Source organism: Sphingosinicella microcystinivorans, assembly GCF_027941835.1.
Classification (GTDB): Bacteria; Pseudomonadota; Alphaproteobacteria; order Sphingomonadales; family Sphingomonadaceae; genus Sphingosinicella.
Genome location: NZ_CP116005.1, coordinates 3,329,633 through 3,350,790, shown reverse-complemented (window position 1 = coordinate 3,350,790; position 21,158 = coordinate 3,329,633). Strand labels below are relative to the sequence as shown.

The window sequence follows — 21,158 nt, the reverse complement described above, 5'->3', positions numbered from 1 at the left end:
TGGCCGAGTGGTTTAAGGCAGCGGTCTTGAAAGCTAGCGGGGGTTTCGGCGCTCGGTGGCACGGACCGGCTAAAAAGGAGCGTAGTTAGAATCGCTTAGCGGTAGGTCGAGGAATGGCTAAAGATTGCGGTAGTGCCGCCGTCCAGCAGATTTCTAGCCGCGCCCTGAATTCGGTATGGAAGAGTGCCCGAGTGGTTTAAGGGACTGGTCTTGAAAACCAGCGACGGGGCAACCCGTCCGTGGGTTCGAATCCCACCTCTTCCGCCAAAACAAGCGAGTTATCCATGGATATGGCATGGCAATAGACGCGACTGTAGACGTCCCGACGCCGACTGGACCTATTCCGATTTCGATCAGGAGCGGGGCAAGTGTCGTTTTCATTGGCGCAAACGGCGCAGGCAAGACTCGTCTGGGCGTCTACCTCGACAGGCACTTCACCAAAGGCACAGTGGAGACTCATAGGATCGCGGCACACAGGTCGCTGGTGCTCAACCCAAACGTGGTACCCCCGAACCTAGAGATCGCTGAGAACAGGCTTCGGTTTGGCAGAGATGACGACCAACCCTGGCACAAGGAGATAGGCCGCTGGGGTCAGAAGCCCGAGACTATCCTTCTGAAAGATTTCGATCATGTCCTTTCGGCTCTATATGCCGAAAATAATGACGTATCCGTCGCCTTCCGCCGAAAGGCACTGGAGGACCGCGAAAGCCGCCATGATCCGCCTGCGGCCAAGATCGACAGGCTGAAGGCAATTTGGGAGACGGTGCTTCCTCATCGGGAACTTGTTGTCCTCGGTGGTAACGTCAAAACTAAGACTAGCGACGGGCATGAGTACTCCGCCTCAGAAATGAGTGATGGTGAGCGAGTCATATTTTATCTGATCGCACAGGCGCTTTTGGCGAAGCCGGATACCTTGCTGATCTTCGATGAGCCTGAACTACATATCAACAAGTCGATCCTCGCCAAATTGTGGGATCAGATTGAGGCGGCGCGTCCGGACTGTGCGTTTTTGTACATCACGCATGATGTGGATTTCGCTGGGTCTCGTCACGCAGCAACCAAGTACGCCCTTCGAGCCTATCGCAAGGAACCAAGCGAAGCTTGGGATATCGAGCTCGTCCCAGAAAATGCTGACATGCCCGATGACGTAGTTGCGACCATCATCGGTAGCCGCCGACCGGTGCTGTTCGTTGAAGGCGATGGCGGTAGCCTTGATTCAGCTCTTTATCGGCGAGTCTACAGTACCTTCACGGTTATTCCTGTTGGTTCGTGTGATCAGGTCATCCACACCGTCGCTAGCTTCGCCGCTTGGCCAGAGTTGCACCGTGTCGGCTGTGCAGGGCTGGTTGATGCCGACGGCCGCACGGACGCCGAAGCGGTCCATCTCGAAGCCAAAGGAGTGTATAGATTGCCGGTTTCGGAGGTGGAGAACCTTCTGGTTTTGCCCGAGGTGTTCCTCGCCATAGCGAAGGCCTTGAAGTTCACGGATCAGGACGCTCAACAGAAGCTTGCGAACCTGCGCACTTTCGTATTGACGGCAGCCAATCGCGATATCGACGCTGTATGCTTTCGCTATACAAAGCGCCGTGTTGACGCTGAGATGAAGAAGATCGGTTTGACAGGGACTGACGCCGCGTCCCTAGAGGCCGCCTTTGTTGCCGCCACCGCAAGCGTGAACGTCCAGACGATCTTTGCAGACGTCAAGTCGGTTCTGTCAGCTGCAATCGCTGCGCAGGAATTCGAGAAAGTCCTTCTGTACTACGACAACAAAGGTTTGCTCGCTGAGGCCGGTCGGCAACTGGGTTATCAGCAAAAGGCCCTTGAGGAGTATATCGGAAGGGAGTTGCGATCCGACGAAAGCCCCGCACTGTGCGACGCGCTTAAATCCTACCTTCCGACGCCGACGCCTCGGCCCTAACGACGAGCTTAAGATAGGCTTGCTTCCCGCAGGCATGATACAGACTAAGCACGCATTTCGCGGGACCTAGACGCTAGGTCCGGCAAATTCGGGGTTTGTCGTTCACGACAGCGCCCAGCGCCGAAGGTGTAGGGTGCTGGCAGCGGCAGGCGAGAAGGAGCGCTCCGTCCCGCTGCTGGCCCCGATGTTGTGAAGGTGAGGGGGCGGTGTGGCCTTGACCCTCGGCGCGGCGGGCGATGGAGAACCCCCGCGCTATCCTAATTCTGCCATGTTCCGTCACCCTCCCAGCGGCGCAGGGCAGCGACAACGGCAATCATATCCCGTTGGTCCAGCGCCCCGCTTTCGATACCGGGCAACACTTCCCGCTCGACCCATACGTCAAACGAGCCGAACAGAAGCGTGAACGGGGACCATCGCGGCTTCTCCGCTTCCTCAATCCGCTTGATGCGGTGTTGAAGGGCGCGGATGCCTGCCATTGTGGTTATCGCAGTCCCAGAAGTGAGGATCAGCGTGCAATAGGCACCCCCTTCGTGGGGTGATCGGCGTGCAAAAAGGACCCCTTCATCCCGGGGATTTAGTCGGCCGACTGGTTTTGATCAGTTGGCGAGAACGGGATGTTGATCGTGGAGACAGTGGTTCGGATTCGGCGTGAGCATGCAGCGGGTAAGGCGATCAAGGCGATCGCTCGTGACCTTCGTTTGTCGCGGAAGGTCGTCCGCAAAGCGATCCGGTCGCCGGAGGCGGCGTTCAACTATCAGCGCAAAGTCCAGCCGCTGCCGCGGATCGGTCCTTATCAGGATCGTCTCGATGCGCTGCTTGAGGAGAACGAAGGTCGCGGCCGCCGCGATCGGCTACGGATGACGCGTATCCATGACCTGCTGGTGCGCGAGGGGTTCGATGGATCCTATGATGCGGTGCGCCGCTATGCGGCGCGCTGGCGTGCTGCGCGGCGGAAGGATGCTGGCGAAGGCGCACCGGCGTTCATCCCGATGACCTTCCAGCCGGGTGAGGCCTACCAGTTCGACTGGAGCCACGAGGATGTGGAGATCGCCGGCAAGCCGATGCGGGTGAAGGTGGCGCATATGCGTCTCTGCGACTCGCGCGCACCCTATGTCCGGGCCTATCCGCGCGAGGGCCAGGAGATGCTGTTCGATGCCCATGCCCGGGCGTTCGCGTTCTTCGGCGGTGTGCCGCGACGCGGTATCTACGATAATATGAAGACGGCGGTGACGGCCGTGTTCACCGGCAAGGAGCGTGTGTTCAACCGCCGCTTCCTGATCATGACCGATCATTACATGGTCGAGCCGACCGCCTGCTCGCCGGCGGCGGGATGGGAGAAGGGCCAGGTCGAGCAGCAGGTCCAGACGATCCGAGGCCGCTTCTTCCAGCCGCGACTCCGGTTCGCCAGCCTGGCCGAGCTCAACGGGTGGCTGGAGGCCGAGTGCCGGCGCTGGGCCGAGCATCATGCCCATCCCGAACGCGGGGATATTACCGTCGCCGAGGCGCTGGATATGGAGCGACCGGCCCTGCAGCCGATCCTGGCACCGTTCGACGGCTTCCATGAGAGCGAGCATGCCGTCACCGGCACCTGCCTCATCAGCTTCGATCGCAACCGCTACTCGGTCATGTCGACGGCCGCACGCCGGACCGTTCAGGTGCGCTCCTATGCCGATCGCATCGTCATACGCTGCGGCGATGCGATCGTCGGGGAGCATGAGCGCCACTTCGGTCGGAACCGCACGATATACGATCCCTGGCATTATCTGCCGGTCCTCGCGCACAAGCCCGGCGCGCTGCGTAACGGCGCACCGTTCCAGGACTGGGATCTGCCGCCCGCCCTGCACCGATTACGGCGAAGGCTCGGCACCGGGGACGAGGCCGATCGCAGGTTCGTGCGGGTCCTCTCGGCGGTGCTCACCGATGGCCTGGAGCCGGTAGAGGCTGCCGTGCGCGAAGCGTTGGCGAACGGAACGGCCAGCGACGAGCTGTGATCTTCCCCCGGTTGCGCGGACACCGATGAAGGGCTCATTGGAGCCAGGAGGTGTAAGATGGCAAAGGTTGGGAAGCGATATTTCACGGACGAGTTCAAGCGCGAGGCGGTGACGCTATGGGAGACGAGCGGTCGGATGCAGGCCGACGTTGCGCGTGAGTTGGGTATCATGCCGACGATGTTGAGGCGCTGGCAACGGGCACTGGAGATCAAGGGGACAGTGCCTGCGGCGAAGCCGCTATCATCGTCGATGGCGTCGCCGGCGGATCAGGCGTCGGAGATTGCCAGGCTACGCCGCGAGCTCGATCGCACGCGCATGGAGCGCGACATTCTAAAAAAGCGGTCGGCATTTGCGCGGAGATGCCACGGTGAAGTTCCAGTTCATCCGCGCCCATGCTGGCCCCTGGCCGGTCAGCGTCATGTGCCGCATGCTCGGTGTGTCGCGCAGCGGCTATTACGATTGGCGCGATCGACCGCCGAGTATGCGCATGACGGAGAACGCCGTGTTGCTCGCCGATATCCGCCGGATCCAGGCGCGGCATTCCGGGCGATACGGCAGTCCCCGGATGCATGCCGCGCTGCGCGCGGAAGGGCGCGGCTGCAGCCGCGGTCGTGTCGAGCGGCTGATGCGCCGTCACGGCATTCGTGCGCTTGCCGGTCGCCGCTTTCGGCCCTCGACGACCGACAGCCGCCATTACCTGCCGATCGCGCCGAACCTGCTAGCGCAGCGCTTCGAAGCAACGGCGCCGAACCGCGTGTGGCTGGCCGATATCAGCTATATCCCGACCGGCGAAGGCTGGCTGTATCTGGCGGCCGTGCTCGATCTGGCGACGCGCAAGATCGTGGGCTGGGCGATGCGGGATCACATGCGCACCGAACTGACGCTCGCTGCGTTGATGATGGCCGCCCAACGGCAGCGACCAGCACGCGGACTCGTGCATCACTCCGATCGCGGATCGCAATATGCCGCCGGGGCTTATGTCGATCAACTCACCGCGATCGGCGCGACCGCGTCGATGAGCCGCACCGGAAACTGTTACGACAACGCGCCGATGGAGAGCTTCTTTCATACGCTGAAGGTCGAACTGGTCCATCAATGCCGCTGGGCAACGCACGTCGAAGCCCGGCAGGCTCTGTTCGGATATATCGAAGGCTATTATAATCGGCATCGCATGCACTCGGCGCTCGGGTATCTCACCCCCGAACAGGCCGAGCAACGCATGACGGGCTAACCCTAGTGTCCGCACAACCGGAGGAAGATCACTCCCGGCGCCGCGAGCCGGCGACACCCCACAGCATCGTCACTTCGGAAGACCGGATGCTGCAGCATCCTCCGCTCGCCGACTGTGCCCGCTATGATCTGCTGCGAGGCTATGATGCAGCGGCATGATATGATCGACACGATGCGCGGCCTCGGACTCAAGGGCATGGCGGCGGCGTTCGACGAGGCGGTCACCACCGGCCTCCAGCGCAAGCGCACCACCATGGAGATACTGACCGACCTGCTCCGTGCTGAGGCGACCCACCGGGATGCAGCCTCCATCCGCTATCGGATGACGGCTGCGAGGCTGCCCGTGGTGAAGGACCTGGAGCGGTTCAGCTTCGAGGGCACACCGATCAATGAGGAGATGATCCGCTCCCTTCACGATGGCTCCTTCCTCCCGCCTCGCCGCAATATCGTGCTGGTCGGCGGCACGGGGACAGGCAAGACCCACCTCGCCATCGCGATCACCGCCAATGTCGTGCGAAGGGGCGCTCGCGCCCGCTACTTCAACACCGTCGATCTGGTGACACGCCTCGAAGAGGAGACCCGGATCGGCAAAGGCGGGACCCTGGCGGCGCAGCTGTCGCGGCTCGACCTGATCGTGCTCGACGAGCTCGGTTATCTGCCGTTCGCCCGCTCGGGAGGGCAGTTGCTGTTCCACCTCATCAGCAAGCTTTATGAGCGGACCAGCGTCATCATCACCACGAACCTCGCCTTCGGCGAATGGCCGACCGTGTTCGGCGATCCCAAGATGACCACGGCGCTGCTCGACCGCGTCACCCACCACTGCGATATCGTCGAGACGGGCAACGACAGCTGGCGCTTCAAAAACCGCAGCTGACAGCCACCTTCGGCGCCTTCAAAAATCTATCTTGCGCTGCGCGCGCCTCCGGTCGGGCTACGCCCGCCCTCCGCCGCACGCAGCGCAAGGCCATCTTCAACAAACCAGCATCATATTATCCGAAAAGGGGGTCCCTCTTCGACGCCGATCGGGGTCCCTTTTGAACGCCGTTTGACATCCCAGAAGATAGCGCCGTGCGGGTAACGATACCGTGGGTTCGAATCCCACCCTGTCCGCCAGCGCAGCCCGCCTCAGTGCTTCTGCTGCGTCATCCGGTCCACATAGGCGATGCCGATCGCCGAGAGGATGAAGACGGCGTGGATGATCGTCTGCCACAGCACGCCCTCGGCGGTGATGCGGGCGGTCGGCGTGCCGATGTGGCTTGCCTCGATGAAGGTTCTGAGCAGGTGAATCGACGAGATGCCGATGATCGCCATCGCCAGCTTCACCTTGAGAATGCCGGCATTCACGTGGCTGAGCCACTCCGGCTGGTCCGGGTGCCCCTGTAGTCCGAGCCGCGACACGAACGTCTCGTAGCCGCCGACGATGACCATCACGAGCAGGTTCGAGATCATCACCACGTCGATGAGGCCGAGCACCACGAGCATGATCTGCTGCTCGGTGAACTCCCAGCTGTGCATGACGAGGTGGTAGAGCTCCTTCAGGAACAGGAACACGTAGACGCCCTGCGCGACGATGAGGCCGAGGTAGAGCGGCAGCTGCAGCCAGCGCGAGCTGAAGATGAGGAGCGGAAGCGGGCGAAGCTGCGGCGGGATGCCGGAGGGATTGGAGGACATGGCGCCTCGCCTATCAAATGCCCGTGCGATTCTCCAAGAGCGTTCCGCACGCGGAAACCCCGTGTTGCGGCCGGGCACCCTCCCCGCCCCGCGCAGCGTCACCATATGGGCTTGCGAAGGCGGGCAGCGCGCCGTGTCGTGCGCTGTCCGCACGCAGGAGACATGGACATGAAGACGATCACAAGACGCCACACCAACGAACAGCGCCACTGGGTGGGCGACGGCTTTCCGGTGCGCTCGCTGATCTCCTACCACGCGCAGGGCGGCGCGATCAGCCCGTTCCTGCTGCTCGACTATGCCGGCCCGCACGTGTTCGAGCCCGCCGAGACGCCGCGCGGCGTCGGCACGCACCCGCACCGCGGCTTCGAGACCGTCACCATCGTCTATGACGGCGAGGTGGAGCACAGGGATTCCGCCGGGAACGGCGGCGTCATCGGCCCCGGCGACGTGCAGTGGATGACGGCGGCGGGCGGCATCCTCCACGAGGAGTTCCACTCGGCGGGCTTCACCCGCACGGGCGGCCCGTTCCGCATGGTCCAGCTCTGGGTGAACCTGCCCGCGAAGGACAAGATGGCAGCGCCCGGCTACCAGTCGATCGTGGACGCGGACATCCCCGTCGTCGATCTCGGCGGCGGGCGGGCACGGCTCATCGCGGGCACGCTCGGCGGCAAGACCGGCCCGGCGCGGACGTTCACGCCGGTCAACGTCTGGGACGTGCGGCTGGACCGCGACGCCGACGTGACGCTCGACCTGCCCGAAGGCCACACGACGCTCGTCGTCGTGCTGTCGGGCCACGTGACGGTGAACGGCACCGATGCGGGCGCCGCCGAGGTGCTGGAGCTTAGCCGCACGGGCACGTCCACGCGGATCGCGGCGTCCGGCGACAGCACCCTGCTGGTGCTGACCGGGGAACCGATCGAGGAGCCGATCGTCGGCTACGGCCCGTTCGTGATGAACAGCGAGGCGGAGATCCGCGCCGCCATCGACGACTTCAACAGCGGTCGCTTCGGCCGGATGGCTGCGGCATAGTGGATCGGGAGGTAGGCGCGCGCCGTCTGCCTCCCGTTTCTTTCGCGAAGGAGCCGACATGGCCGAAATCACCATCGCGCGCGTGACCGCGAACATCGGCACGGACGACTACAAGGTCGACGTCCGCGCCGGGCATCACGCGTTCGTGTCCGACGAGCCCGAGACGCTCGGCGGCAAGGACACCGGGCCCGCCCCGTTCCAGCTTCTGCTCGCCGCGCTCGGCTCGTGCACGGCGATCACGCTCAGGATGTACGCGAAGCGCAAGGGCTGGCCGCTGGAAAGCGCCGGGGTGGCGATGCGGCACCTGAAGGACGGCGACACTGCGCGGATCGAGCGCGTGCTGACGCTGACCGGCGACCTCTCCGATGAACAGCGCGCGCGGCTGGCGGACATCGCCGAGCGCACGCCGGTGACGCTCGCGATCAAAAACGGCGTGCCGGTCGAAACGACGCTCAGCGAATCCTGACCACGGCCTTTCCGACGAGCGTGCCCGCCGCCATCGCGGCGAACGCCTCGTCGGCACGCGCCAGCGGCACCTCGAGGCCGATGACGGGCCGGTAGCGCCCTGACGCGGCGAGCGCGTCGATCGCTGTGCGGGCGCGGGCGCCGCCCGCCGGGTCGCGGCGGCCGAATTCCCCGGCGCGCACGCCGACGATCTCGATGCCCTTGATGAGCGCATGGTTTGACGCGAACGGCTCCGGGATGCCGCCCGCGAAGCCGATCAGCAGGTAGCGCCCGTTCCAGCGCAGCGTCCGCACGGCGGGCGCGAACAGCGCGCCGCCGACCGGATCGAACACCACGTCGATACGGTCCTTCAACGCCGGGAGATCGGGCGCGGCGCGTTCGACGAGAAGGGTTTCATCGGCCCCGGCCGCGCGCGCGGCGACGAGCTTCCGTGCATCGGACGCGGCGGCGATGACGTGCGCGCCGAGCGCCTTTCCCATCGCGACCGCGGCGAGCCCCATGCCGCCGCCCGCGCCCGTCACCAGCAGCGTCTCGCCCCTGCCGAGGCGGCCGCGCTCGGCGAGCCCGACCCACGCGGTGAGCGCGCCGACCACGTAGGCCGCCGCTTCCGCGTCGGAGCAGGTTTCCGGCGCGGGGCGAACGCTTTCGGCGCCGAGCGTGATCGCCCCGGCAAGGCACCCCGAGCGCGCGACGACGACGACGCGGCGCCCCGCCAGCGCCGGATCGACGCCCGCGCCCGTATCGGTGACGACGCCGACGCCCTCGACGCCCGGCACGAACGGCAGCGCCGGCCTGAACTGGTATCCCCCCCACAGCATCAGCAGGTCCGGGAAGTTGAGCGCCGCCGCGCTCAGCGCGACGCGCACCTCGCCCGGCGCGGGCGACGGCGCGTCAGGCCACGCGGCCTCGAAGCGCAGCCCGGAGCGGTCCTCGCTCAGGTGGTGGCAGACCCATGCCTTCACGGATTGCGGCCCGGGGCCGCGAAGCCCGGCGCATTCAGCACCTCGAGCTTGATGCCGTCCGGGTCCTCGAAGAACACGGCGTAATAGTCCGCCGAATATTCGGGATAGAGCGCGGGCGCATCGAGGATACGGATTCCGGCGTCCCGGAGCAGGGCGTGGATGCGGTCCACCTCGGCGCGGCTGTCCACCGACCAGGCGAGGTGATGGATGCCGGGGGCGTAGCGCTGATGCGCGTGGTCCGGGAGCCGCGCCTGCTTCAGCCCGATCGAGGCGAAGCCGGCGGGCGAGCGTATGTCCCACTCGCACTCGCCGTCGTCACGCACGCACGTGTAGCCGAGCGCGTCCAGCAGCAGGCCGTAGACGCGCTTCGACGCCGCGAGATCGCCGGCGTTGAGGTCGATGTGATGGACAAGTCCGTTCACGGCGGCGCGCTCAGGCGAGACGCCGCCGCACGGGGCTTACTTCTTGCCGAGGCTGAGACCGCCGAAGCGCCTGTTGAAGCGCGCGACGCGGCCGCCGGTGTCGAGCACCTTCTGCGCGCCGCCGGTCCATGCCGGGTGCGTCGTCGGGTCGATTTCGAGGAGCAGCGTGTCGCCCTCCTTCCCCCACGTCGAACGCGTCTGGTAGGTGGTCCCGTCCGTCATCTGCACCGTGATGGTGTGATAGTCGGGGTGGATGTTCTGCTTCACTGGACTGCTCCGTCTTCTGCCGCTGGTTTCCGACCAGCCGCCGGGAAAGCGGCGCCAATAGCCGACACGCGCGCCACTTGCAAGCCGCGCGGCAAGCGATTATGGCCCGCGGATGACATGGTGCCCCGGCAACGGGGAGAATAGGGAAGCCGGTCCGAAACCGGCGCTGTGCCCGCAACTGTAGGCGGCTAGTCTCGATGCCACGATGCCACTGGAACGGCCCTTCGCGGGCCCGACCGGGAAGGCGGCATCAAGACGGCGATCCGCAAGCCAGGAAACCTGCCATGTCTGTCGTCCACGCCCGGCCGGGTCCAGCCGATCGCGTGCGAGCAGTCATGCCCGCTGTGACGATGTGAGAACATGGTCATGGAGGACATTATGATTGTTGCACTTCTTCTTTCATCCGCCGCCATCGCGAGCGATGCCGAGCTGATCGTCTCGGCGGCCCGCGAGCCGGTCGCCTACGGCGAGACCGGCAGCGCGCTGACCGTGATCGACGGCGCCGCCATCGAGGCGGTCGCGCTGCCGCAGCTCGTCGACGTGCTGCGCCTGTCGCCGGGCGTCTCCGTGGCGCGGTCCGGCCCGACGGGCGCGCAGACGCAGGTGCGCATCCGCGGCGCGGAGGCGAACCACACGCTCGTCTTCGTCGACGGCATCGCCGCCAACGACCCCGCCACCTCCGGCGAGTTCCGCTGGGAAACCCTGCCCTCGGACGGCATCGCGCGCGCCGAGGTGCTGCGCGGGCCGCAGTCGGCGCTGTGGGGCTCCGAGGCGATCGGCGGCGTCGTATCCGTCACAACGGCGGAGCCCGCGGACGGCACGCGCATCTTCGGCAGCGCCGAGGCGGGCTCGTTCGGCACCGTCCACGCGGCGGGCGGCGCCGGCATCGGCAGCGAGCGCGGCGGCATCGTCGTGCAATCGAGCTGGTACGATACAAAGGGCATCGACAGCTTCGGCGGCGGCATCAGGGAGCGCGACGGCTATGAATCGCTGATGCTCTCCGCCAAGGCCTCGGTGCGTCCGATCGAGAACGGCGAGCTCGGCCTCGTCGTGCGCCACACCAGTTCGCTCAGCGAATTCGACGGCTACAACGATGTCTTCGTGCGCGACGACACGCGCGACGCGACGCGCATCCGCGCGACCGCGCTGCGCGGCTTCGGGCGCGTGGACACGCTGGACGGCCGCTGGCGGCACGAGATCTTCGGCAGCTTCGTCACCACCGACAACATCAACCGCGACGGCGGCACGTTCCTGAACCGCACCGACGCCGAGGTGTTCGAGACCGGCTACCAGACCGGCATCGACTTCGGCAGCGAGGCCTTCCGCCACCGCGTCACCGGCGCGATCGAGCATCGCACGCAGCGCTTCATTGCCGACGACGCCGAGTATTTCGGCGGCACCAACCAGCGCGTCTCGCGCGACCGCACCAGCTTCGTGCTCGACTACGGGCTGAGCGCAGGCGGCCTCGCCCTCGGCGCGAGCGTCCGCCGCGACGAGAACGACGCCTTCAAGGACGCGACGACGTGGCGCGCGAGCGGCCGCTACACGCTGGAGAACGGCTTCACCGTCCACGCGAGCGCGGGCAAGGGCGTCACCGATCCGACCTTCACGGAGATGTTCGGCTTCTTCCCCGGCAGCTTCGTCGGCAACCCGGACCTGAGGCCGGAACGCTCGGTCGGCTGGGATGCGGGCGTCGGCTATCGCACGGCTGCGGTCTCGGCGGACGTGACGTGGTTCCAGGCCGATCTCGAGAACGAGATCGTCTCCACCTTCGATTCCGCGACCTTCCTGTCGGGCGTCGCCAACGCGGCGGGCAAGAGCAAGCGGAGGGGTATCGAAGCGTCGTTCGACGCGAAGCCGCTCGCGTGGCTGACGCTCGGCGGCAGCTACACGTGGCTCGACGCCAGGGAGGCGCAGCTCGCGGGTGTCGCGCGGCTCCGCGAGGCCCGGCGGCCTCGCCACAGCGGCAGCCTGCTCGCGACCGCCGATTTCGACGCCGCCTCGGTGACGTTCGCGGCGAACTACGTGGGCAATCGCAAGGACACGGACTTCGACAGCTTCCCGGCGCGCGTCGTGACGCTGAAGGACTATGTGCTCGCCACGCTTTCGGGCCGCGTGAGGCTCGGCGGCGACTTCGAACTCACCGGCCGCATCGAGAACCTGTTCGATGCGACCTATGAGGACGCCTACGGATATCGGACGCAGGGCATCTCCGCGTTCGGCGGCATCCGGGTGAAATGGGGCGGCTGATCGCCCTTCTCGGCCTGCTGGCCTTCGCCGCGACGGCGGCGGAGGCCGCACCGGCACGCGTCGCCTCGCTCGGGCTTTGCACGGACGAACTGGTGCTGCTGCTCGCCGAGCCGGGGCAGCTCGTTTCCGTCTCCTATCTCGGCCACGACCGGCACGAGACGCCGCTCGCCCCCAAAGCGCGCGGCCTGCACGGCAACGACGGCAGGTTCAGCGCCGTCGCGGCGCTGAAGCCCGATCTGGTCGTCACCGGCGGCGCGGTGAACCGCTTCGCCCGCGCGCTCGCCGAGCGGACGGGCACGCGCGTCGTCGACGTGCCGCCGCCGATGACGCTCGCGGGCCTCCGGGCCAACATCCGCACCGTGGCGGCCGCGCTCGGCCATCCGGCGCGCGGCGAGGCGCTGATCGGCTGGATGGACGCACGGCTGGGATCGCCGTTGCCGCCGCGCCATACGGGCCTGATGATCACGGCGGGCGGGCTCACCGCCGCCCCGGATTCGATCAGCTCCGAACTGCTCACCTATGCGGGTATCCGGCAGACCAGCACGCCCACGGGCCGCGTGTCGCTGGAGGGACTGATCGCCGCGCCGCCGCCGCTCCTCATCCACAGCCGCTACCGCAGCGGGCAATATTCGCTGCCGCAGGAATGGATCGACAGTGCCGTCCGCGTCGCCGGAACACGCAATGTCGAGGTGGACGGCCGCGCGTGGCTCTGCCCCGGCCCGCTCGCCGCGGCCGATGTCGCGCGCCTGCGGGAGACGATCCGGTGACGGCGGCGCGGCTGTCCGTCCTGCTTCTGGCGCTGCTCGTGCCGGTCGCGCTGCTGTCGCTGCTGGTCGGCGAGGTGCCGGTCTCGGCGCTGCTTCGCGACCCCGATCTCGCCCGGATGCTGTTCACGGAGCTTCGGCTGCCTCGGCTCGTCCTCGCCGCTGCCGCCGGTGCCGCGCTCGGCATCAGCGGCGCGGCCTTGCAGGGTCTCCTCCGAAACCCCCTCGCCTCGCCCGACATCCTCGGCACCTCCGCCGGCGCGGCGCTCGGCGCGGTGGTGACGGGCTATTTCCTCGGCTTCTCGGGAACGATCGCGATGGCGGGCGGCGGCATCGCGGGCGCGCTGATCGCGCTCGTCCTGCTCCTGCTGCTCGCCGGGCGCGGCGCATCCTCGACGACACTGATCCTCGCGGGCGTCGCCATCTCGGCGCTGGGCGGCGCGATGATGAACCTCGCGCTGGCGCTCGCCGCGTCGCCGTTCGCCTTCTACGACATGATGTTCTGGCTGCTCGGCTCCTTCGCGGACCGCAGCGTCGCGCATGTCGGTGTCGGCCTGCCCGCCATGCTGATCGGAAGCGCGCTTGTGTTCTCCGCTTCGCGCGGCCTCGACGCGCTGGCGCTCGGCGAGGACGTCGCCGCGACGCTCGGCCATGACGTGCGCCCGATGCGCTGGCGGATCGTCGGCGGCAGCGCCATTGCCGTCGGCGGCGCGGTCGCCGTGGCGGGGATCATCGGCTTCGTCGGCCTCATCGTCCCGCATCTGGTGCGGCCGCTGGTCAGGAACCGCCCCGGCCCCGCGCTGCTGCCGAGCGCCGTCGCGGGCGCCGTGCTGCTGGTCGCGGCGGACATCGCGACGCGCTTTCCCCTGAACGGCAAGACACTGCCGATCGGCGTCGTCACCGCGATGCTCGGCGCGCCGTTCTTCCTGTGGCTGATCCTCTCGCGGCGCGGGGTGCAGTCATGAACGGCCTCGTCGCAACCGGCATCATGCGGCCGCACCTCGAAGGCCCGCTCGACATCGCGGTCGCGCGCGGCGAGATCGTCGGCCTCATCGGGCCGAACGGCTCGGGCAAGACGACGCTGCTGCGCGCGCTTGCCGGGCTCACCGCCGGGGACGGCGCCGTGGAGGCGGACGGCACACCGCTCGCCGCCATGACGTCATCGGCGCGGGCGCGGCGCATCGCCTACATGCCCGCCGGGCGCCGCGTCGACTGGCCGATGCGCGCGGACGACATCGTCGCGCTGTCGGGTGCGGATGCGGACGCCGTGGCGGAAGCGCTGGCGTGCGTCGGCATAACCGCATTCGCTTCGCGGCGCGTGGACACGCTCTCCACGGGCGAGCGGGCGCGGGTGCTGCTCGCCCGCGTGCTTGCCGGGCGCGCCGACTGGCTGCTGCTCGACGAGCCGACCGCCAACCTCGATCCCGGCCACGAACTCGACGTGCTGGCGCTGCTTCGCGCGGAGACCGCGCGCGGCGCGGGCGTGCTCGCCTCATTCCACAATCTCGCGCTTGCGGAAGGCCATTGCGACCGCTGCGTGCTGATGGCGGGCGGGCGGATCGTGGCGGAAGGCGCGCCCGCCGCCGTGCTGACCGACGCGAACCTCGCCGCCGTCTACGGCATCGCCCGCGACGGCGCGGGCTGGCGGCGCAGCGCCTCCTGAATGAGCGACGTCATGCGCGCGACATCGCTCCTCAGCGCCATCGCCACGGGGCTTTGCAGCACGGCGAGCGTGCGCGTGCGGTCGAAGCCGGACAGGCGGCGCTGAACGATCCTCGGCGCGCTGTACGATGCGGGCATCACCGTGACGCCGAGCCCGGCGGCGACCATCGCCAGCGCGCGCTCCTCCTGCACCGTGCGGTAAGCGAGCGGCGGGCGGACGCCGTGGCCCGTGAAGTGCCGGCTGACCTCGCTCAGCACCTCGCAGCGGCGGCGCACGACCATCGGCGTGCTGTGCAGCGCGTCGGACGGCACCGGGTCGTGCCCCGCGAGCGCGTGGTCCTCCGGCATCATCAGCAGATAGGGTTCCTCGCAGACCGCGACCGGCGCATATTTGTCCGCGCCCGCACGCATCAGCGTTAGCGCCATGTCGACGCGGCCCTGATCGAGGCGCGTGACAAGCTCGGCGTCGCTGCCCTCGACGATCTCAAGTCCATTGGCGCCATCAATGGATTGCCAGTCGCGCACGAGCCGCTCGCCGATGCTGGCCGGAACCGTGTGCAGCAGGCCGAGCCGCAAGGCCCGCCGCCGCGCGGGCTCGCCGATCTCGCCGAGCGCGGCGTTGTATTCCTGCATGATGTTGCGCGCCCGCTGAAGGAAGCGCGCGCCCGCCTCGGTCAACTCCACGCGGCGCGCGGAGCGGATGAACAGCGGCACGCCGAGCTCGCGCTCCAGCTTGGCGACGCCCGCGGAAAGCGTCGGCTGCGTGACGTTCACCCGCGCCGCCGCCGCCGTGAAACTGCCCGTCTCGACGACGGCGAGGAAGTAGCGCAGGAGATAGCCGTCAAACATAGATGCCATCTATGCGAAACCGGCAATGCATTCAATTAAGACCGAATCCCCCGGGCGTGCTATTCCCGCCCTGAATGAAGCTGAGGGGATGATCGACCGATGGCCGTAATCGGCACGCAGGCGAAGAGTATCGACCCGGAATTCAAGGCGAATGCGGAGGCGATGCAGGCGCTCGTCGCGGACCTGCGCGAACGCTCGGCCCAGATCGCGCTCGGCGGCAATGCGGACTCGCGCGAGCGGCACACGGCGCGCGGCAAGCTGCTGCCCCGCGAACGCGTCGAGCGGCTGCTCGATCCCGGCACCGCCTTCCTCGAGCTGTCGCTGTTCGCCGGATACGACGTCTACGAGGACGAGGTGCCCGCCGCGGGCGTGATCGCCGGCGTCGGCCAGATCGCCGGGCGCACCTGCGTGATCGTGTGCAACGACGCCACCGTGAAGGGCGGCACCTACTATCCGCTCACCGTGAAGAAGCACCTGCGCGCGCAGGAAGTCGCGCGCCAGAACCGCCTGCCCTGCGTCTATCTCGTCGATTCCGGCGGCGCCAACCTCCCCAATCAGGACGAGGTGTTCCCGGACCGCGACCACTTCGGCCGCATCTTCTACAATCAGGCGACGATGTCCGCCGAAGGCATCGCGCAGATCGCCGTCGTCATGGGAAGCTGCACCGCGGGCGGCGCCTACGTGCCCGCCATGTCCGACGAGAGCATCATCGTCCGCAACCAGGGCACGATCTTCCTCGGCGGGCCTCCCTTGGTGAAGGCCGCGACCGGCGAGGAGGTGACGGCGGAGGAGCTCGGCGGCGGCGACGTGCACGCGCGTATCTCCGGCGTCGCCGACCATCTCGCCAACGACGACGCGCACGCGCTTTCCATCGCGCGCCACATCGTCGCCACCCTCCCCGCGCCCCGCGCGCCGGAGGTTGCCGTGCAGGCGCCGAAGCCGCCGCGCCACGACCCGTCCGAGATTTACGGCCTCGTCCCCGCCGACACGCGGCACCCGGTGGACGTGCGCGAGATCATCGCGCGCATCGTCGACGACAGCGCGCTCGACGAGTTCAAGGCGCTCTACGGCGAAACGCTCGTCACCGGCTTCGCGCATATCGAGGGCTATCCGGTCGGCATCGTCGCCAACAACGGCATCCTCTTTTCCGAAAGCGCGCAGAAGGGGGCGCATTTCATCGAGCTGTGCTGCCAGCGCCGCGTGCCGCTCTTGTTCCTCCAGAACATCTCCGGCTTCATGGTCGGCAAGCGCTACGAGAACGAGGGCATCGCCCGCCACGGCGCGAAAATGGTGACGGCCGTCGCCTGCGCCGCCGTGCCGAAGTTCACCGTGGTGATCGGCGGCAGCTTCGGCGCGGGCAACTACGGCATGTGCGGCCGCGCCTATAGCCCGCGCTTCCTCTGGATGTGGCCGAACGCGCGCATTTCCGTGATGGGCGGCGAACAGGCCGCCTCGGTGCTCGCCACCGTCAAGCGCGGCGGCTTCAAAACGAAGGCCGAGGAAGAGGCGTTCAAGGCCCCCATACGCGCGCAGTACGAGAAGCAGGGCCACCCCTATTACGCGAGCGCCCGCCTGTGGGACGACGGCATCATCGACCCCGCCGACACGCGCACGGTGGTGGCGCTCGGCCTCGCCGCCTCGCTGAACGCGCCGGTCCCCGAGACGCGCTTCGGCACGTTCCGGATGTGAGGGCGCGATGAACGACAACACCGAAATCGAAGTCCCCGCGTCGGACACGCTCAGCTTCACGCTCGACGAGAACAACGTCGCGCGCGTCACGCTCAACCGCCCGGAACGCCACAACGCCTTCAACGCCGAGCTGATCGCCGCCCTCAAGGGCATGTTCGACGCCGTCGCCCAGATGGCGGGCGTGCGCGCCGTTGTGCTGTCGGGCGAAGGCAAGAGCTTCTCGGCGGGCGCGGACCTCGAATATATGCGCGCCGCCGGCGGCTGGAGCGAGGCCGAGAACGTCGCCGACGGGCAGCGCCTGTCGGACATGCTCGCCAGCATCGCGGCCTGTCCGGTGCCGGTGATCGCCGTCGCCAAGGGCAACATCTTCGGCGGCGGCGTCGGGCTCGTCGCCTGCGCGGACATGGTGGTCGGCATCGAGGGCGTGAAGTTCCGCCTCTCCGAAGTCCGCCTCGGCCTCACCCCCGCGACGATCTCGCCGTTCGTGATCGCCGCCATCGGCGCGCGGCAGGCGAAGCGCTGGTTCACCACCGCCGAGCTGTTCGGCCTCGCCGAAGCGCGCGAGATGGGCCTCGTCCATGTCGGCGTGCCCGATCTCCACGCCGCCGACGCGCAGGTGGACGCGTGGGTGGACGCCCTCCTCGAAGCCGCGCCGGGCGCGGTGATCGACGCCAAGGCGCTCGTCACCGACTTCGCCGGCCGCGAGATCACCCCCGCGCTCCGCACCGACAGCGCCCGCCGCATCGCCGCGCGGCGCGCCACGGAGGAAGCCGCCGAGGGCCTCACCGCCTTTCTCGAGAAACGCCGGCCATACTGGATGAAGACCGATGCGTAAGCTGCTGATCGCAAACCGGGGCGAGATCGCCCGCCGCATCATCCGCACCGCGCACCGGATGGGCATCGAGACCGTCGCCGTCTACTCGGAGGCCGATGCGGACGCGCCGCACGTGCACGAGGCCGGACAGGCCGTGCTGATCGGCCCGGCCCCGGCGTCCGAATCCTACCTGCTCGCCGACCGCCTGCTCGACGCCGCCGCGCGCACCAATGCGGACGCCGTGCATCCGGGCTACGGCTTCCTCTCCGAGAACGCCGGGTTCGCGCTCGCGGTGCGCGACGCGGGGCTGACGTTCGTCGGCCCGCCGGTGAAGGCCATCGACGCGATGGGCCTCAAGGACACCGCCAAGAAGCTGATGAAGACGGCGGGCGTCCCCGTCACCCCCGGCTATCAGGGCGACGACCAGAGCCTCGCGCGCCTCGAAGCCGCCTCGAAGGCGGTCGGCTACCCGCTGCTCATCAAGGCGGTCGCGGGCGGCGGCGGCAAGGGGATGCGCCGGGTCGACGACCCGTCCGAGTTCGCGGACGCGCTCATCGCGGCGAAGCGCGAGGGCGAGAAGTCCTTCGGCAACGACGGCGTGATGATCGAGAAGCTGATCCTCCGCCCGCGTCACGTCGAGGTGCAGGTGTTCGCGGACCGGCACGGCAACGCCGTCCACCTGTTCGAGCGCGACTGCTCGCTCCAGCGCCGCCACCAGAAGGTCATCGAGGAGGCCCCCGCCCCCGGCCTCTCCGCCTCGCTCAGGAAGGCGCTCGGCGCGGCGGCCGTGAAGGCAGCGACTGCCATCGGCTACGAGGGCGCGGGCACCATCGAGTTCATCCTCGACTGCGACGACGTCGACACCACCGGCGACCCGAAGTTCTACTTCATGGAGATGAACACGCGGCTTCAGGTCGAGCACCCGGTGACGGAGCTCATCACCGGCACCGATCTCGTCGAATGGCAGATCCGCGTCGCGCGCGGCGAGAAGCTGCCGCTCACGCAGGAGCAGCTCCGCATCGAGGGCCACGCGGTCGAGGCGCGGCTTTACGCCGAGGACCCCGAGAGCGGCTTCCTGCCCTCCACCGGGCGGCTGCGCCAGCTCGTCTTCCCGGAAGGCCGTCCCGGCGTCCGCATCGACAGCGGCGTCGTGGAGGGCGGCGAGATCGGCATCCACTACGACCCGATGATCGCCAAGGTGATCGCGCACGGCGCCGACCGGCAGAGCGCCATCGACCGCCTCGTCGGCGCGCTCGACGCTACCATCGTCGAGGGCGTGCGCACGAACCGGGCGTTCCTCGCGCGGCTCGTCGATCACCCGTCGTTCCGCGACGGCGACGTGGACACCGGCTTCATCGCCCGCCACGCCGAGAGCCTGAAGCCGCCCACGGACATCCCGGACCGCGTGCTGGCGCTCGCGGCGCTCAGCCGCGTCGGCGGCTACGCGCCGCCCGCGGCGCAGACGATGTTCGAGCGCGCGGGCGCGTGGCGCATGAACCTGCCGAGCCGCCGCCATGTCGACCTGTTCCCCGAAGGCGGCGAGAAGCGCACGCTCAGCCTGACGCCCGAAGGCGCCGGATACCGCATCGAGGGCCTCGACGACGCCGTGACCGGCGCGCTGGCGTGGACAGGACCGCAGAGCGTGGAGGCCGACCTCGGCGATGAGCTCGTCCGCGCGACCATCGTGGAGCGCGACAGCAGCTTCGAGCTGCGGATCGGCGGCCGCGTGTTCGTTCTCGGCACGGCGGCGGCGGATGCCGATGCGGCCGAAGGCGGCAGCGGGCGCATCGCCGCGCCGATGCCGGGCCGCGTGCTCGCCGTGTTCGTGAAGCCCGGCGACAGGGTCGAGGCCGGCGCCCGCCTGCTCGTGCTGGAAGCGATGAAAATGGAAAACCGCATGACCGCGCCGGTTTCCGGCACGGTCGCGAAGGTCGGGGTGGCGGAGGGCGACCAGGTCGCCGAAGGCACGCTGCTGGTTGAAATCGAAAGCGAGGACCAATGAGCCTGTCCCTTCTCAACTTCGCCCACGGCGAGACCATCGACATGCTGCGCGAGAGCGTGCGCGCGTTCGCCGAGGACAAGATCGCCCCGCGCGCCGCCGAGATCGACGCTGAGAACAAGTTCCCGCGCGACCTCTGGCCCGAACTCGGCGCGCTCGGCCTCCACGGCATCACCGTGCCGGAGGAAAACGGCGGCGCTGGACTCGGCTACCTCGCGCACGTGGTGGCGATGGAGGAGATCAGCCGCGCCTCGGCGTCGGTCGGCCTCAGCTACGGCGCGCACTCCAACCTCTGCATCAACCAGCTGAACCGCTGGGGCACGGCCGAGCAGAAGGCGAAGTACCTGCCCAAGCTCATCTCCGGCGAGCATGTCGGCAGCCTCGCCATGTCCGAGCCCGGCTCCGGGTCGGACGTCGTCTCGATGCGCCTCAAGGCCGAGCGCAGGAACGACTGCTACGTCCTCAACGGCAACAAGATGTGGATCACCAACGGGCCGGAGGCGGACACGCTGATCGTCTACGCCAAGACCGATCCCGAGGCCGGGCCGCGCGGCATCACCGCTTTCCTCATCGAGCGCGGCTTCAAGGGCTTCTCGACGGCGCAGAAGCTCGACAAGCTCGGTATGCGCGGCTCGGACACGTGCGAGCTGGTGTTCGAGGACTGCGAGGTGCCCTACGAGAACATCGTCGGCGAAGAGGGCAAGGGCGTGAACGTGCTCATGTCCGGCCTCGACTACGAGCGCGTCGTGCTTTCGGGCGGGCCGCTCGGCATCATGGCCGCGTGCATGGACGTGACCGTTCCCTACGTGCACGAACGCAAGCAGTTCGGGCAGCCGATCGGCACCTTCCAGCTCATGCAGGGCAAGATCGCCGACATGTACGTCACGTTCTCCACGGCGCGGTCCTACGTCTATGCGGTCGCGCAGGCGTGCGACCGGGGCGAGACGACGCGCAAGGACGCGGCGGGCTGCATCCTCTATTCCGCCGAGAAGGCGACATGGATGGCGCTCGAGGCGATTCAGACGCTTGGCGGCAACGGCTATATCAACGAGTATCCGACCGGACGCCTGCTGCGCGACGCCAAGCTCTACGAGATCGGCGCGGGTACGAGCGAAATCCGCCGTTACCTCATCGGCCGCGAGCTGTTCGAGGAAACCGCCTGACCCGAAAGGACCG

General features: G+C 67.9%; 20 protein-coding genes, 1 tRNA gene, 1 pseudogene and 1 riboswitch. Of the genes and pseudogenes, 16 read left to right on the top strand and 6 right to left on the bottom strand.

The annotated features are described in order from the left end of the window. The first annotated feature begins 177 nt into the window (after positions 1–177). Positions 178–267 (top strand) — tRNA-Ser (locus PE061_RS16080). Positions 268–295: 28 nt separating this feature from the next. Continuing rightward, positions 296–1,918: a DUF4435 domain-containing protein gene (locus tag PE061_RS16075; protein WP_271256239.1), complete on the top strand. Its 1,623-nt coding sequence runs from the start codon at positions 296–298 to the stop codon at positions 1,916–1,918. 257 nt (positions 1,919–2,175) lie between these two features. Here PE061_RS16075 and PE061_RS16070 read toward each other — a convergent pair whose 3' ends face one another. Beyond that, entirely contained in the window at positions 2,176–2,394 is a 219-nt protein-coding gene (locus tag PE061_RS16070; protein WP_271256238.1) for a hypothetical protein, read from the bottom strand. 138 nt (positions 2,395–2,532) lie between these two features. Between PE061_RS16070 and istA the strand changes: the two are divergent. From istA to istB, 4 genes and pseudogenes are all read left to right on the top strand, one after another. After that, positions 2,533–3,906 (top strand): annotated as a pseudogene (istA, locus tag PE061_RS16065) (IS21 family transposase); the annotation flags it as partial. A 60-nt stretch (positions 3,907–3,966) separates the two neighbouring features. Continuing rightward, a protein-coding gene (locus tag PE061_RS16060; protein ID WP_420794306.1) for an IS3 family transposase occupies positions 3,967–5,140 on the top strand; the annotation gives its coding sequence in 2 pieces (ribosomal slippage) (positions 3,967–4,250 and positions 4,249–5,140; 1,176 coding nt in all). A 5-nt stretch (positions 5,141–5,145) separates the two neighbouring features. Further along, on the top strand, positions 5,146–5,298 hold the full coding sequence (locus PE061_RS16055) for a hypothetical protein (protein WP_271256237.1): 153 nt from the start codon (positions 5,146–5,148) through the stop codon (positions 5,296–5,298). Then, positions 5,285–6,013: an IS21-like element helper ATPase IstB gene (istB, locus tag PE061_RS16050; protein ID WP_031304487.1), complete on the top strand. Its 729-nt coding sequence runs from the start codon at positions 5,285–5,287 to the stop codon at positions 6,011–6,013. Before PE061_RS16055 ends, istB begins: the two co-directional genes overlap by 14 nt. A gap of 251 nt (positions 6,014–6,264) precedes the next feature. Here istB and PE061_RS16045 read toward each other — a convergent pair whose 3' ends face one another. Next, the gene (locus PE061_RS16045) at positions 6,265–6,810 is read right to left on the bottom strand and encodes a TIGR00645 family protein (protein WP_271256236.1); all 546 of its coding nucleotides are present in this window, start codon (positions 6,808–6,810) and stop codon (positions 6,265–6,267) included. Between the two features lie 168 nt (positions 6,811–6,978). On the opposite strand from PE061_RS16045, the gene PE061_RS16040 reads away from it, so the two are divergent. Both PE061_RS16040 and PE061_RS16035 read left to right on the top strand, forming a co-directional pair. Beyond that, positions 6,979–7,839, top strand: coding sequence for a pirin family protein (locus PE061_RS16040; RefSeq protein WP_271256235.1), 861 nt, complete (start codon positions 6,979–6,981; stop codon positions 7,837–7,839). A gap of 73 nt (positions 7,840–7,912) precedes the next feature. Continuing rightward, complete coding sequence (locus PE061_RS16035) at positions 7,913–8,305, top strand: OsmC family protein (RefSeq protein WP_271259229.1); 393 nt, start codon at positions 7,913–7,915, stop codon at positions 8,303–8,305. On the opposite strand, the gene PE061_RS16030 is transcribed toward PE061_RS16035, so the two are convergent. The 3 genes from PE061_RS16030 to rpmE are packed head-to-tail and all read right to left on the bottom strand — an operon-like array spanning position 8,292 to position 9,955. Continuing rightward, a complete protein-coding gene (locus PE061_RS16030) occupies positions 8,292–9,266 on the bottom strand; it encodes a zinc-binding dehydrogenase (protein WP_271256234.1) in 975 nt (324 codons plus the stop codon). The two genes, PE061_RS16035 and PE061_RS16030, sit on opposite strands and share 14 nt — an antisense overlap. Continuing rightward, positions 9,263–9,688: a VOC family protein gene (locus tag PE061_RS16025; protein WP_271256233.1), complete on the bottom strand. Its 426-nt coding sequence runs from the start codon at positions 9,686–9,688 to the stop codon at positions 9,263–9,265. Before PE061_RS16025 ends, PE061_RS16030 begins: the two co-directional genes overlap by 4 nt. A gap of 36 nt (positions 9,689–9,724) precedes the next feature. Continuing rightward, positions 9,725–9,955: a 50S ribosomal protein L31 gene (gene rpmE, locus PE061_RS16020; RefSeq protein ID WP_271256232.1), complete on the bottom strand. Its 231-nt coding sequence runs from the start codon at positions 9,953–9,955 to the stop codon at positions 9,725–9,727. Between the two features lie 101 nt (positions 9,956–10,056). Beyond that, positions 10,057–10,257: riboswitch (cobalamin riboswitch) on the top strand. A gap of 76 nt (positions 10,258–10,333) precedes the next feature. Here rpmE and PE061_RS16015 point away from each other — a divergent pair. From PE061_RS16015 to PE061_RS16000, 4 genes are read left to right on the top strand one after another with little or no spacing between them, the layout of a single operon-like run. Continuing rightward, complete coding sequence (locus PE061_RS16015) at positions 10,334–12,205, top strand: TonB-dependent receptor plug domain-containing protein (RefSeq protein ID WP_271256231.1); 1,872 nt, start codon at positions 10,334–10,336, stop codon at positions 12,203–12,205. Continuing rightward, entirely contained in the window at positions 12,193–12,972 is a 780-nt protein-coding gene (locus PE061_RS16010; protein WP_271256230.1) for an ABC transporter substrate-binding protein, read from the top strand. The genes PE061_RS16015 and PE061_RS16010 overlap by 13 nt, the downstream gene beginning before the upstream one ends. Beyond that, entirely contained in the window at positions 12,969–13,934 is a 966-nt protein-coding gene (locus PE061_RS16005; RefSeq protein WP_271256229.1) for a FecCD family ABC transporter permease, read from the top strand. The genes PE061_RS16010 and PE061_RS16005 overlap by 4 nt, the downstream gene beginning before the upstream one ends. Next, a complete protein-coding gene (locus PE061_RS16000) occupies positions 13,931–14,632 on the top strand; it encodes an ABC transporter ATP-binding protein (protein WP_271256228.1) in 702 nt (233 codons plus the stop codon). Before PE061_RS16005 ends, PE061_RS16000 begins: the two co-directional genes overlap by 4 nt. Here the strand turns inward: PE061_RS16000 and PE061_RS15995 are convergent. Beyond that, positions 14,584–15,489, bottom strand: coding sequence for a LysR family transcriptional regulator (locus PE061_RS15995; protein WP_271256227.1), 906 nt, complete (start codon positions 15,487–15,489; stop codon positions 14,584–14,586). The two genes, PE061_RS16000 and PE061_RS15995, sit on opposite strands and share 49 nt — an antisense overlap. A gap of 90 nt (positions 15,490–15,579) precedes the next feature. On the opposite strand from PE061_RS15995, the gene PE061_RS15990 reads away from it, so the two are divergent. The 4 genes from PE061_RS15990 to PE061_RS15975 are packed head-to-tail and all read left to right on the top strand — an operon-like array spanning position 15,580 to position 21,145. Next, entirely contained in the window at positions 15,580–17,169 is a 1,590-nt protein-coding gene (locus tag PE061_RS15990) for a carboxyl transferase domain-containing protein (RefSeq protein WP_420794315.1), read from the top strand. A gap of 7 nt (positions 17,170–17,176) precedes the next feature. After that, on the top strand, positions 17,177–18,004 hold the full coding sequence (locus PE061_RS15985; RefSeq protein WP_271256226.1) for an enoyl-CoA hydratase-related protein: 828 nt from the start codon (positions 17,177–17,179) through the stop codon (positions 18,002–18,004). Further along, complete coding sequence (locus PE061_RS15980; protein WP_271256225.1) at positions 17,997–19,985, top strand: acetyl/propionyl/methylcrotonyl-CoA carboxylase subunit alpha; 1,989 nt, start codon at positions 17,997–17,999, stop codon at positions 19,983–19,985. The genes PE061_RS15985 and PE061_RS15980 overlap by 8 nt, the downstream gene beginning before the upstream one ends. Continuing rightward, entirely contained in the window at positions 19,982–21,145 is a 1,164-nt protein-coding gene (locus PE061_RS15975) for an isovaleryl-CoA dehydrogenase (protein WP_420794314.1), read from the top strand. Before PE061_RS15980 ends, PE061_RS15975 begins: the two co-directional genes overlap by 4 nt. Positions 21,146–21,158 lie beyond the last annotated feature (13 nt).